The organism is Serratia sp. HMSC15F11, assembly GCF_001808215.1.
GTDB classification, from domain to species: domain Bacteria; phylum Pseudomonadota; class Gammaproteobacteria; order Enterobacterales; family Enterobacteriaceae; genus Serratia; species Serratia nevei.
Genome location: NZ_KV792387.1, coordinates 34,912 through 46,384 on the forward strand (window position 1 = coordinate 34,912; position 11,473 = coordinate 46,384).

General features: G+C 58.1%; 11 protein-coding genes, 1 tRNA gene and 1 pseudogene. 10 read left to right on the forward strand and 3 right to left on the reverse strand.

Annotation, left to right across the window (positions count from 1 at the left end):
- The first annotated feature begins 85 nt into the window (after positions 1-85).
- The gene (locus HMPREF3138_RS00385) at positions 86-505 is read left to right on the forward strand and encodes a putative T6SS immunity periplasmic lipoprotein (protein WP_038871320.1); all 420 of its coding nucleotides are present in this window, start codon (positions 86-88) and stop codon (positions 503-505) included.
- A 66-nt stretch (positions 506-571) separates the two neighbouring features.
- Here the strand turns inward: HMPREF3138_RS00385 and HMPREF3138_RS00390 are convergent, their stop codons facing one another.
- On the reverse strand, positions 572-1,465 hold the full coding sequence (locus HMPREF3138_RS00390; protein ID WP_038871317.1) for a glycerophosphodiester phosphodiesterase family protein: 894 nt from the start codon (positions 1,463-1,465) through the stop codon (positions 572-574).
- Positions 1,466-1,648: 183 nt separating this feature from the next.
- On the opposite strand from HMPREF3138_RS00390, the gene dinB reads away from it, so the two are divergent.
- Positions 1,649-2,710 (forward strand): DNA polymerase IV, encoded by a 1,062-nt coding sequence (gene dinB / locus HMPREF3138_RS00395; protein WP_038871314.1) that lies wholly within the window; start codon positions 1,649-1,651, stop codon positions 2,708-2,710.
- A 42-nt stretch (positions 2,711-2,752) separates the two neighbouring features.
- Here the strand turns inward: dinB and pepD are convergent, their stop codons facing one another.
- Complete coding sequence (gene pepD, locus HMPREF3138_RS00400) at positions 2,753-4,213, reverse strand: beta-Ala-His dipeptidase (protein ID WP_070558733.1); 1,461 nt, start codon at positions 4,211-4,213, stop codon at positions 2,753-2,755.
- A 338-nt stretch (positions 4,214-4,551) separates the two neighbouring features.
- On the opposite strand from pepD, the gene gpt reads away from it, so the two are divergent.
- The 6 genes from gpt to HMPREF3138_RS00430 all read left to right on the forward strand — a co-directional run bounded on the left by gpt (position 4,552) and on the right by HMPREF3138_RS00430 (position 9,607).
- Positions 4,552-5,010: a xanthine phosphoribosyltransferase gene (gene gpt / locus HMPREF3138_RS00405; RefSeq protein WP_019454300.1), complete on the forward strand. Its 459-nt coding sequence runs from the start codon at positions 4,552-4,554 to the stop codon at positions 5,008-5,010.
- A 141-nt stretch (positions 5,011-5,151) separates the two neighbouring features.
- Positions 5,152-6,399, forward strand: coding sequence for an esterase FrsA (frsA, locus tag HMPREF3138_RS00410; RefSeq protein ID WP_038871305.1), 1,248 nt, complete (start codon positions 5,152-5,154; stop codon positions 6,397-6,399).
- A gap of 60 nt (positions 6,400-6,459) precedes the next feature.
- The gene (gene crl / locus HMPREF3138_RS00415; protein ID WP_033651027.1) at positions 6,460-6,861 is read left to right on the forward strand and encodes a sigma factor-binding protein Crl; all 402 of its coding nucleotides are present in this window, start codon (positions 6,460-6,462) and stop codon (positions 6,859-6,861) included.
- 116 nt (positions 6,862-6,977) lie between these two features.
- Entirely contained in the window at positions 6,978-8,081 is a 1,104-nt protein-coding gene (gene proB / locus HMPREF3138_RS00420; RefSeq protein ID WP_015376738.1) for a glutamate 5-kinase, read from the forward strand.
- A 9-nt stretch (positions 8,082-8,090) separates the two neighbouring features.
- Entirely contained in the window at positions 8,091-9,344 is a 1,254-nt protein-coding gene (gene proA / locus HMPREF3138_RS00425) for a glutamate-5-semialdehyde dehydrogenase (protein WP_038871298.1), read from the forward strand.
- 187 nt (positions 9,345-9,531) lie between these two features.
- Positions 9,532-9,607, forward strand: a tRNA-Thr gene (locus HMPREF3138_RS00430).
- A gap of 233 nt (positions 9,608-9,840) precedes the next feature.
- Here the strand turns inward: HMPREF3138_RS00430 and HMPREF3138_RS00435 are convergent.
- Complete coding sequence (locus HMPREF3138_RS00435; RefSeq protein WP_049193239.1) at positions 9,841-10,248, reverse strand: helix-turn-helix domain-containing protein; 408 nt, start codon at positions 10,246-10,248, stop codon at positions 9,841-9,843.
- A 309-nt stretch (positions 10,249-10,557) separates the two neighbouring features.
- Between HMPREF3138_RS00435 and HMPREF3138_RS00440 the strand changes: the two genes are divergently transcribed.
- Both HMPREF3138_RS00440 and HMPREF3138_RS26880 read left to right on the forward strand, forming a co-directional pair.
- The gene (locus HMPREF3138_RS00440; protein WP_038871292.1) at positions 10,558-11,253 is read left to right on the forward strand and encodes a response regulator; all 696 of its coding nucleotides are present in this window, start codon (positions 10,558-10,560) and stop codon (positions 11,251-11,253) included.
- A pseudogene (locus HMPREF3138_RS26880) lies at positions 11,250-11,473 on the forward strand (two-component sensor histidine kinase); the annotation flags it as partial. The gene HMPREF3138_RS00440 and the pseudogene HMPREF3138_RS26880, both read left to right, overlap by 4 nt.

Sequence of the window (11,473 nt, forward strand, 5' to 3'; positions counted from 1 at the left end):
GTGAATTTTCAGGGTGTAACGGATAAAACGATCGCCAGAAAATACGAATATGCGCTTTCTCAGTTTTTTAAGCAGAGGTAACAGGATGAACCGCATTATTTTGGCTGGAACGCTGACTTTGCTGCTCGCCGGCTGTATGCACATGAACGATCCGAGGCCAAAGAACTACGCGGCCAGCGTCACTGTGGTTGATAACCACGTTTGCGTGCGGGTTCAACCGGAAGGGGACGAGCGGTTGGCCGGCGTCATTATCGAGGAAATCGGCAACGCCAACGCTATCTTCGGCAAGAACTTCGCGGATAACGAGATGCCTGCGGTCACTGCGGCTACGTGCATTTCTGACGATAACTATAAATTCGAGGGCGGGAGGTCTTACGGGGTTTCGGTAACGCTGTTGTCGCCGGATAAACGAAGTAAAGGTATTGAGCCTGCCGCCCGGTTATTTGGGGCAGGGTTTAGCGTACGCAATGAAAATGGCACCATCCAGGTGGTTCCTGCTCACTAACGGATGTTTAAAGCCGGGGGGCATAAGGTGGGTTTGTCGAACCGCCTTATGCCCGTGGCCGATGATTTATTTCGCCTTGTGGAAGCTTTTCGCCTCGGCCGGTGAGTTGACCATCACGCCGTCGGCGCCCAGCGCCAGCGCCTGCTGATACTCCTGCGGCGAGTTGACGCCGAACAGGATGATATGCGCCGGGCCCTGCGAGCGGAAGCAGTCCATCGACTCTTTATCCCAGGTCAGAAACGCCTTCGAACGCCCTTCGCCGAGGGTATATTTCTTCACCACTTCCACCTCGCGCTTCAGCTCCAGCCCGTACCAGCGCGGCTGCCGGTTATCCGGTTTGACGTCACACTGGTGCGCCATGGTGATATTGGCCAGCAGCGTGCGGGTCTCGTCGCGGCTTTCGAAGCGCGGGATGGCCGTCGGCAGCGCCTGCAGGTATTTGGCGTCGGTGGAGTAGACGCGGATGCGGTTCAGGCTGTCGGTGCTTTCCAGCGTCGCCAGCAGCGCCTGGCCAAACTGCGCCGGATCGGCGTCTGGGGATTTGATGTCCAGATAGAAGGTGACGTGCGGAAACGCTTTAAGCACGTCGTCCAACCGCGGAATGTCGATGCCCTGGCCGCGGAACGGGTGCGTATCCCCTCTGGCGAAGGCCCAGCCGGCGTCGGTCTCGGCCAGCTGCGCGGTGGTATAGGCGGAGACCGGGCCCTGCCGGTTGGTCAACGCTTTCAGATCTGAAGGGCGATACAGCACGATGACGCCGTCTTTGGATTCTTGCAGGGTGATCCAGATGGCGTCGGCGCCGTTTTTCAGCGCGGTTTCGATGGCGATGCGGGTGTTCTCCGGTGCATCGGCGGTGCCGCCGCGGTGGGCGACGATCGCCGGCGCGTGACCGACAGCGCTGGCCGCCAGCGCGCTCAGCGACAGCGCGGAAGCCAGCAGCAAATAAGAAAATCTGATCATGTAGGGTACCTTGTCGTTATCGTTGTGGTGAGCCGCACGGGATGGCGGAAATCATACTATTGAAAAATTAAGCTTTTTTAACAACGCGGAAATATCTGGCGGAAACGGTGCTTTCGTCGAATCCTGCGGCCTTGAGCTTTCGGTATCTGACTGTATACTTATACAGTGTCACTGGAGGGTGCGATGCGTAAAATCATTCATGTCGATATGGACTGCTTCTTCGCGGCGGTGGAAATGCGCGACGATCCCAGCCTGCGCGATATCCCGCTGGCGATTGGCGGCAGCGCCGATCGGCGCGGGGTGATCAGCACCGCCAACTACCCGGCGCGGCGCTACGGCGTGCACAGCGCCATGTCCACGGCGATGGCGCTCAAGCTGTGCCCGCATCTCACCCTGTTGCCGGGGCGCATGGCGGCCTACAAAGAGGCCTCGCTGCACATCCGCGAAATCTTCGCCCGCTACACCCCGCTGATCGAGCCGCTGTCGCTCGATGAAGCCTATCTCGACGTGACCGACAGCCCGCAATGCAATGGCTCGGCGACGCTGATCGCCCAGGAGATCCGCCAGGCGATCGCCGACGAACTGAACCTCACCGCCTCGGCCGGTATCGCGCCAATCAAGTTTCTCGCCAAAATCGCCTCCGAGATTAACAAGCCGAACGGGCAATATGTGATCACGCCGGCGCAGGTACCGGCGTTTTTGCAGCAGCTGCCGCTCAGCAAGATCCCCGGCGTCGGCAAGGTGACCGCCAAGCGGCTGGAAGAGGTGGGGCTTATCACCTGCGCCGACGTGCAGCAATACGATTTGGCGCAGCTCCTCAAGCGCTTCGGCAAGTTCGGCCGGGTGCTGTGGGAGCGGTGCCAGGGCATCGATCGGCGCGAAATCTCGTCGGAGCGGCTGCGCAAATCGGTGGGGGTGGAGCGCACGCTGGCGGAAGACATTCACGACTGGGAAGACTGCGAAACGCTGATTATCGACAAACTCTATCCCGAGCTGGAGATGCGGCTGCGCAAGGTGAAGCCGGATCTGCACATCGCCCGGCAGGGCGTGAAGCTGAAGTTTCAGGATTTTCAGCAAACCACCCAGGAGCACGTGTTCCCGGTGCTGAACCGGCAGGATTTGCTGGAGGTGGCGCGGCAGGCGTGGCGCGAGCGGCGCGAAGGGCGCGGCGTGCGGCTGGTGGGGCTGCATGTGACGCTGCTCGATCCGCAGCTGGAGCGGCAGCTGGCGCTGCCTTGGGAATAAAAAAGCCGGCAAGTCGCCGGCTTTTTGCGTTAAGCGCGCAGCTTACGCGCGCTCAGGGATTGCTTTCAGCAGCGAGGTCAGCAGCTTCCAGTACAGACCGACGCTTTCGATATGCACCTGCTCATCCGGCGAGTGCGGGCCGGTGATGGTTGGCCCGATCGATACCATGTCCATGTTTGGATACGGCTTTTTGAACAGACCGCATTCCAGACCGGCGTGGATCACCATGATGTTCGGCGTCTTGTCGAACAGCTCCTGATACAGCTCGCGCACCAGGTGCATCACCGGCGAGTCGGCGTCCGGCTGCCAGCCCGGGTAGCCGCCCTTCGGCGCCCCCTTGGCGCCGGCCAGCTGGCCCAGCGCGGTCAGCATCTCGACCACGTAGTCTTTGCCGCTGTCGATCAGGGAGCGGATCAGGCAGATGATTTCCGCTTCGTTTTCGCTGGTGGTGACCACGCCGACGTTCAGCGAGGTTTCCACCACGCCTTTTACCGCGTCGCTCATGCGGATCACGCCGTTCGGCGTGCCGTTCAGCAGCGCCAGGAAACGTTGCTGGCTGTCGGCGCTCAGCGCCTGCGAAGCGCTGGTGGTCGGCTCCAGCAGCACGGTGATGTTCTTCTCTTTGGCGGAGAGTTCGTTCTGCAGCACCGCCAGGAACTCCTGGCTCAGGGCTTTCAGCGCGTCGGCCTTGTCCGCCGGCACCGCAACCACCGCGGAGGCTTCACGCGGGATGGCGTTGCGCAGGGTGCCGCCGTTCAGATCCAGCACGCGCAGGTTCAGCGCCGCCGCATGGGCGAACAGGAAGCGCGCCAGCAGCTTGTTGGCGTTGCCCAGCCCGACGTGGATCTCGGCGCCGGAGTGGCCGCCTTTCAAGCCCTTGAGCGTCAGCTTCAGGGTTTGGTAACCGGCCGGCACCGCTTCGCGCTGCAGCGGCAGGGTGGTGATGAAGTCGATACCGCCGGCGCAACCCATGTAGATTTCACCTTCCTCTTCGGAATCGGTATTGATCAGGATGTCCGCCTGCAGCCAGTTCGGCTGCAGCCCGAAGGCGCCGTCCATGCCGGCCTCTTCGGTCATGGTCAGCAGCACTTCCAGCGGGCCGTGCTCAACGCTGTCGTCGGCCAGCACCGCCAGGGCGGAGGCCATGCCGATGCCGTTGTCGGCACCCAGCGTGGTGCCGCGCGCTTTCACCCACTCGCCGGCGATATAAGGCTGGATCGGATCCTTGGCGAAGTCGTGCACGGTGTCGTTATTCTTTTGCGGCACCATGTCCAGGTGCGCCTGCAGCGCGACAGGCTTGCGGTTTTCCATGCCTTTGGTGGCCGGCTTGCGCAGCAGGATATTGCCGACCCGATCGCGCTCGGCGTGCAGGTTCTTTTCTTTGGCCCAGGTGAGGATGTGCTGCGCCAGCGCTTCTTCATGATAAGAAGGGTGTGGGATAGAACAGATCTTGGCGAAAATATCCCACAGCGGCTGTGGCGAAAGCTGAGACAATTCAGACACTATAAGTCTCCTGTGACGGCAGGCTCCGACAGGACGGGCGTGCCGTGCGGTTAAGGTGAGTGGGCATCTGTGCGTCGTGGCACGATCGTCAGAGAATATCACTTTATTTCCGGCGGTGCGCGCCCCGTATTGTGCGGTTTAAGCGCTTGATCACACAGCTTCGCTGCGGGAACGTTCGTTTTTTCAGCATCAATCACCGGAAAGCCGCGCGGCGGAAATCGCGAGGTTTTCCTCGGTACAGCTGGAATTCAACGCGGCCAGTCTCTATAATCTCGCGCAACCTTTTTTCCCCTGAACTATAAAGTAAGCCGCTTCACCACCGGCTGGGACACGATTCTATGAGCGAAAAATACGTTGTTACCTGGGATATGCTGCAAATACACGCACGCAAGCTGGCGCACCGCCTGCTGCCTGCCGACAAATGGACAGGCATCATTGCCGTAAGCCGCGGCGGTCTGGTACCGGCGGGCCTGCTGGCGCGCGAACTCGGCATCCGCTATGTGGATACCGTCTGCATTTCCAGCTATGACCATGACAACCAACGCGAAATGAAAGTGCTCAAGCGCGCCGAAGGCGACGGTGAAGGCTTCATCGTCGTGGACGATCTGGTGGATACCGGCGGCACCGCGAAAGCGATCCGCGACATGTACCCGAAAGCGCATTTCGTCACCATCTTCGCCAAACCGGCGGGCCGCCCGCTGGTGGACGACTATGTGGTCGACATCCCGCAGGACACCTGGATCGAACAGCCGTGGGATATGGGCGTCAGCTTCGTTCCCCCTATCGGCGGCCGCTAAGCCCAGCCAGTTCCAGCCAAACGCCCGGTTATGCCGGGCGTTTGCGTTATCTTGGTTTATCCCGCCAGAGTTAGGTACACTACCTCCAGTTAAGTAGGCCTTTTGCGGCCTATCGCCAGATTTACGGAGGCTGTTGTTACCATGGCACAGGCCAACCTTTCTGAAATTCTTTTCAAGCCTAAATTCAAACACCCTGAAACCTCGACGCTGGTGCTGCGCGCGCGCAACAAAGTGAGCGCCGCCATGCATTCCGCGCTGGAAGGCGACACCACCGGCAGCTGGTACCGCATACTGAATCCGCTGCTGTGGGCCTGGCGCGGCGTCAGCCCGATCGAAATCCACGAAGTGCTGGCGCGCATCGCCGCCTCGGACGCCGAGCGCAGCAATCCGCAGCGGCTGGATACCGTGGTGGGCTACCGCAACGGCAACTGGATCTACGAATGGATCCATCAGGGCATGCAGTGGCAGCAGCGGGCGACGGAGCAGCAGGATCCGCTGCTCGGCGGCGAATACTGGCTGAAAGCCGCGAGCCTGTACAGCATCGCCGGTTACCCGCACCTGAAGGGCGACGAGCTGGCCGAACAGGCGGAGATGCTCGCCAATCGCGCTTACGAAGAGGCGGCGCTGCTGCTGCCGTATCAGCTGAAAGAGCTGGAGTTTCGCATCGAAGGCGGCGGCAGCGTCACCGGTTTCCTGCACATGCCGGAGAAGGGCGAAGCGCCATTCCCGACGGTGCTGATGTGCGGCAGCCTCGACACGCTGCAGACCGACTACCACCGCCTGTTCCGCGACTACCTGGCGCCGCAAGGCATCGCCATGCTGACGCTCGACATGCCGTCGATCGGTTCCTCCTGCAAATGGAAGCTGACGCAGGACTCCAGCTACCTGCACCAACAGGTGCTGATCCAGCTGGCCTCGGTGCCGTGGGTGGACCATCAGCGGGTGAGCGCCTTTGGCTTCCGCTTCGGCGCCAACGTGGCGGTGCGATTGGCCTACCTGGAGCCGCAGCGGCTGCGCGGTGTGGCCTGCCTGGGGCCGGTAGTGCATCGCCTGCTGTGTGACAGCAGCACCCAGTTGAACGTGCCGGACATGTATATGGACGTGCTGGCCAGCCGCATGGGCATGGCCAATGCTTCAGACAATGTGCTGAAAGTGGAGTTGAACAGCTACTCGCTGAAAATGCAGGGGTTGCTGGGGCGCCGTTGCCCGACGCCGATGATCTCCGGCTACTGGGAGCGCGATACGCTCAGCCCGAAAGAGGAGTCGCAGCTGATCGTCACCTCTTCGGTGAGCGGCAAGCTGGTCGCCATCCCGCGCACCCCGGTTTACGACAGCTTCCATCGGGCGTTGCTGCAGATGTCCGGTTGGCTGAAGGATAAAATGCGTTAATTAGTTGCTAAATTTTAACAATTTGTTAAAAAGAGTGGTCTACATTGAGGAGGTTAGAGAATGACGTTACCGAGTGGTCACCCTAAAAGCCGACTAATGAAACGTTTTGCCAGCTTGGGGCCGTACCTGCGTGAAGGGCAATGTGAGAACGACCGGTTTTTCTTTGATTGTTTGGCCGTCTGCGTCAATGTGAAGCCCGCTCCGGAGAAGCGTGAGTTCTGGGGCTGGTGGATGGAGCTGCAGGCGGAAGAGGCGCGCTTCACCTATTCGTACCAATTCGGCCTGTTCGACAAGGAAGGCAACTGGACGACGCAAAACATTAAGGATGATGAAGTGAACGCCAAGCTGGAAGACACCCTGCGCGACTTCCATCGCCGCCTGGGCGAACTGCTGGCGACCATGGAACTGGGGCTGGAACCCGCCGATGATTTCAAAGAAAAACTGATCAAACTCTCCGCCTGACCCCGTTTGACCACGTATTGTGCTGATTTCGCGTTGTGCCTGTTGGCATAACGCGTCTCTCCTGTTACAAAGACCTTTGCACTCTTTTTCTCATCATTACACACGGCAGAAATACTATGAACGGCAGCCAGACATTGGTTGTGAAATTGGGCACCAGCGTGTTGACCGGCGGATCGCTGCGTCTGAACCGCGCCCATATTGTCGAATTGGTGCGCCAGTGCGCGCAGCAACACGCTGCGGGCCACCGCATCGTCATCGTCACCTCCGGCGCCATCGCCGCCGGGCGCGAACACCTGGGCTACCCCGAGCTGCCCGCCACTATCGCTTCCAAGCAACTGCTGGCGGCGGTGGGGCAGAGCCGGCTGATCCAGCTGTGGGAACAGCTGTTCTCCATTTACGGCATCCACGTCGGGCAGATGCTGCTGACGCGCGCCGATCTGGAAGACCGCGAGCGCTTCCTCAACGCGCGCGACACCATGACGGCGCTGCTGGACAACCGCATCGTGCCGGTAATCAATGAGAACGACGCCGTCGCCACCGCCGAAATCAAGGTGGGCGACAACGATAACCTGTCGGCGCTGGCGGCCATTCTGGCCGGGGCCGATAAACTGCTGCTGCTGACCGATCAGCAGGGCCTCTATACCGCCGATCCGCGCAACAACCCGCAGGCCGAACTGATCCGTGAAGTGCACGGCATCGACGACGCGCTGCGCGCCATCGCCGGCGACAGCGTCTCCGGCCTGGGCACCGGCGGCATGGGCACCAAGCTGCAGGCGGCCGACGTGGCCTGCCGCGCCGGCATCGACGTGGTGATCGCCGCCGGCAGCAAGCCGGGCGTGGTGGCGGACGTGATCGAAGGCAAACCGGTGGGCACCCGTTTCCACGCGCTGGAAACCCCGCTGGAAAACCGCAAACGCTGGATCTTCGGCGCGCCGCCGGCCGGTGAGATCACCGTCGACGATGGCGCGGTGGAAGCAATGATGGCGCGCGGCAGCTCGCTGTTGCCGAAGGGCATTCGCGAAGTGAAGGGCGACTTCTCGCGCGGCGAAGTGATCCGCATCCGTAACCTGGCGGGGCGCGATCTGGCGCACGGCGTCAGCCGCTACAACAGCGATGCGATGCGCATGATCGCCGGGCACCACTCGCAGGAAATCAGCGAAATCCTCGGTTATGAATACGGTCCGGTGGCAGTGCACCGCGACGATATGATTGTCAGTTAAGGAGTGAGCATGCTGGATCAGATGGGGAAGGCCGCCAAGCAGGCCTCCTGGCAGCTGGCGGTGCTGAGCACGGCGAAGAAGAATCAGGTGCTGTCGGTGATGGCCGACAGGCTGGAAGCCAACAGCGAAGCGATCCTGCTGGCGAACGAACAAGACATGGCGCAGGCGCGCGCCACCGGCATGAGCGAAGCGCTGCTCGATCGCCTGCTGCTGACCCCGGCGCGGCTGGCGGCGATCGCCAACGACGTGCGTCAGGTGTGCCGCCTGAACGATCCGGTCGGCCACGTGCTGGACGGCAACCTGCTGGACAGCGGGCTGAAGCTGGAGCGCCGCCGGGTGCCGCTCGGCGTGATTGGCGTGATTTACGAGGCGCGGCCGAACGTCACCATCGACGTCGCCAGCCTGTGCCTGAAAACCGGCAACGCAGTGATCCTGCGCGGTGGTAAAGAGACGCACAACACCAACCAGGCGACGGTGAAAGTGATCCAGCAGGCGCTGGAACAGTGCGGCCTGCCGGCGGCGGCGGTGCAGGCGATCGACAGCCCGGATCGCGCGCTGGTGAACGAACTGCTGCGCCTGGATCGCTATGTCGACATGCTGATCCCGCGCGGCGGCGCCGGCCTGCACAAGCTGTGCCGCGAGCAATCGACTATCCCGGTGATCACCGGCGGCATCGGCGTGTGCCACACCTACGTGGATGCCGACGTCGATTTCGACAAGGCGCTGACGGTCATTGAGAACGCCAAGATTCAGCGCCCGAGCGCCTGTAACTCGCTGGAGACGCTGCTGGTGAACCGCAGCATCGCTGCCGAGTTCCTGCCGGCGCTGAGCGCCAAAATGGCGGCGGCGGGCGTGACGCTGCACGCGGCGGAAAACGCGCTGCCGCTGCTGCAGGGCGGCCCGGCGACGGTGGTGCCGGTGAACGCGGAAGATTACGACGATGAATGGCTGTCGCTGGATCTGAACGTGTTGCTGGTGGACGATATCAATCAGGCCATCGACCACATCCGCACCCACGGCACCAACCACTCCGACGCGATCCTCACCCGCTCGCTGAGCAGCGCCGAGCACTTCGTGCGCGCGGTGGACTCCTCGGCGGTGTACGTCAACGCCAGCACCCGCTTCACCGACGGCGGCCAGTTCGGCCTGGGCGCGGAAGTGGCGGTAAGCACCCAGAAACTGCACGCCCGCGGCCCGATGGGCCTGGACGCGCTGACCACCTACAAGTGGATCGGCTACGGCGACGATCTGGTGCGCAGCTAAGGCCGGATTGCGGTAGTAAAGACCTCAGGGTGCAGCGTGCTGCGCCCTGATTGTTTTGGAAGGGACAACGCGCGGCAGTGTGGCTGCTTGCAAAACAACCAAACGCCCCGGCGGCTATTGACTCATTTCGTGCACGGGTCTACCTTGTTCAACGCACTTCCGGCTTGCCCTGCAGGCCCGGCTCGATGCCGATATAGCTCAGTTGGTAGAGCAGCGCATTCGTAATGCGAAGGTCGTAGGTTCGACTCCTATTATCGGCACCATCTCAATATCCCAGACATTCGAGAAAGCAAAAGAATTCTAACGGGTTGGGACTAAGCGAATAAGATTGTGTTTGGCTGGCGACAGAAAATGTCGTTGATTGTAGTTCGGAAAAAGATTTTTTAAATAAAAATAATGGGGTGTTTGGCCTTTTATTATAAACATGCGCTGATGAATCATATCCTGTTGCTCTTCATCGCTGACAACATGTTGTAACTTCGTTACACCCGCGGTTTTATTTCCCATTGTTTGTGAACTTTACAAGCACCGTTTTCGCCGATATCCAAATATCCTCACGTGGCTTATTCATTTTGCGAAACATCGTAGGGGAAACGCCATAGTGGTTTTTAAAGATGCGACAGAAAGCCTGCTGTTCCAGATAACCATATTCAAGTGCAATATCTATGATCTTCCTGTCTGTAGATAAAATCATTTTCGCCGCCTCTGTCATTTTCCTTGATCTGATGTAAGACTTCATCGATATACCGGCCAAAGCGCAGAACTTACGTTGAACATACCATCTGGAATATCCAGTTTTATCAATCAGGTTGATGATGTTTACCGGTTGCCTGAGATGCATTTCTAACAGATTGATAACGCTATTAATAAATATTCTTGATTGTTCAACTTTGCTCATTTCCATTGCATCGACTCCCTATATCTTCACCTGTTGGCGCTATTGAAATCTCGATTATTGCTTAACTTTGTCAAGATGTTGTCAATTTCTGTTCTTTTTATTTTGGGGTTTATGATGTTTCGTTTGTAACTATTTGAATTTTAATGTTATTGTGTTGCCTTCTTTGTCGGGCTGATTTTGAATGAAGTCGTGCTGACTTTATTTTTAACCGCCTGATATGTACTATCTTCGTTTTTTGTTTATTCTTTAAATAAAAAAGTGCTAAGCTTATTATATTTTTCACTTGGTTAGCGTGACTGAATAGCAGGTTAATATATGGCAGAAAAAAGAATTTTAATCATCGAGGACGATATGCATGCTGCAGAAGTCCTGGAAGCTTATCTAAAAAGAGAGTGCTTTGCCGTTGCCAAAGTCGGCGATGGTGTTAAAGGGCTAGAGATGGTTTTTTCCTGGCAACCTGACTTGGTTTTATTAGACGTCATGCTGCCGGGAATAAATGGCAATGAAATATTGGCACGTGTGCGTAGAAAGAGCGATGTGCCGGTCATCATGGTGACGGCAATCGGCGAGATTCAGGATAAGATCTCCTCGTTGAGGCACGGCGTTGATGATTACATCGTGAAACCCTACAACCCGGGTGAGGTCGTTGCTCGGGTTCATGCCGTGCTGAGAAGAGCGACTGCATTAAATATAAAATCCGAACTTATTATTTGTGGCCCGGTACAACTTGATGAAGAGGCGATGCTGGTTCACGTTTGCCACGCCGAAAACGTTAAAATTGCAGTGGATCTTACACCGACTGAGTTCTTACTGTTATCTGTGCTAATGCGTGCGCCAAAAAGAGCGTTTTCCCGCCAAACATTGTTAAATATGTGTTTGCCGGAAAGTGATGCATTTGAGCGGGTTGTCGATACGCATATTTATAACTTGCGCAAAAAACTCAATTCGGTAGGGGTGGAGGATGTACTGCTGACCGTTAGAGCGATGGGCTACAGGTATTGGAATAAATGAATAATAAAAGCAAAAGAGTTTCGCTTTGGAAGTGGATTTGCGTGAGGGTAATTTCTCAATCTGTCGGTGTGGTTGTTATTATTGCACTCTGTATGTGGTTGCGCTATGCCATTTATAGCACCTGGGTTCTATATCATGAAATGCCGGTGGATATCCGAAAGGAATTCCTGCACTTGCTTAATAATCCCAATGAAGATTTGTACAGGTTTTATAGCCTTTT

Bases quoted from the DNA above. Each gene is read 5' to 3' on its own strand.
- dinB (WP_038871314.1), top strand. From the start codon at position 1,649: ATGCGTAAAATCATTCATGTCGATATGGACTGCTTCTTCGCGGCGGTG.
- proA (WP_038871298.1), top strand. From the start codon at position 8,091: ATGCTGGATCAGATGGGGAAGGCCGCCAAGCAGGCCTCCTGGCAGCTG.
- HMPREF3138_RS00385 (WP_038871320.1), top strand. From the start codon at position 86: ATGAACCGCATTATTTTGGCTGGAACGCTGACTTTGCTGCTCGCCGGC.
- frsA (WP_038871305.1), top strand. From the start codon at position 5,152: ATGGCACAGGCCAACCTTTCTGAAATTCTTTTCAAGCCTAAATTCAAA.
- HMPREF3138_RS00440 (WP_038871292.1), top strand. From the start codon at position 10,558: ATGGCAGAAAAAAGAATTTTAATCATCGAGGACGATATGCATGCTGCA.
- gpt (WP_019454300.1), top strand. From the start codon at position 4,552: ATGAGCGAAAAATACGTTGTTACCTGGGATATGCTGCAAATACACGCA.
- HMPREF3138_RS00435 (WP_049193239.1), bottom strand. From the start codon at position 10,248: ATGGAAATGAGCAAAGTTGAACAATCAAGAATATTTATTAATAGCGTT.
- crl (WP_033651027.1), top strand. From the start codon at position 6,460: ATGACGTTACCGAGTGGTCACCCTAAAAGCCGACTAATGAAACGTTTT.
- HMPREF3138_RS00390 (WP_038871317.1), bottom strand. From the start codon at position 1,465: ATGATCAGATTTTCTTATTTGCTGCTGGCTTCCGCGCTGTCGCTGAGC.
- proB (WP_015376738.1), top strand. From the start codon at position 6,978: ATGAACGGCAGCCAGACATTGGTTGTGAAATTGGGCACCAGCGTGTTG.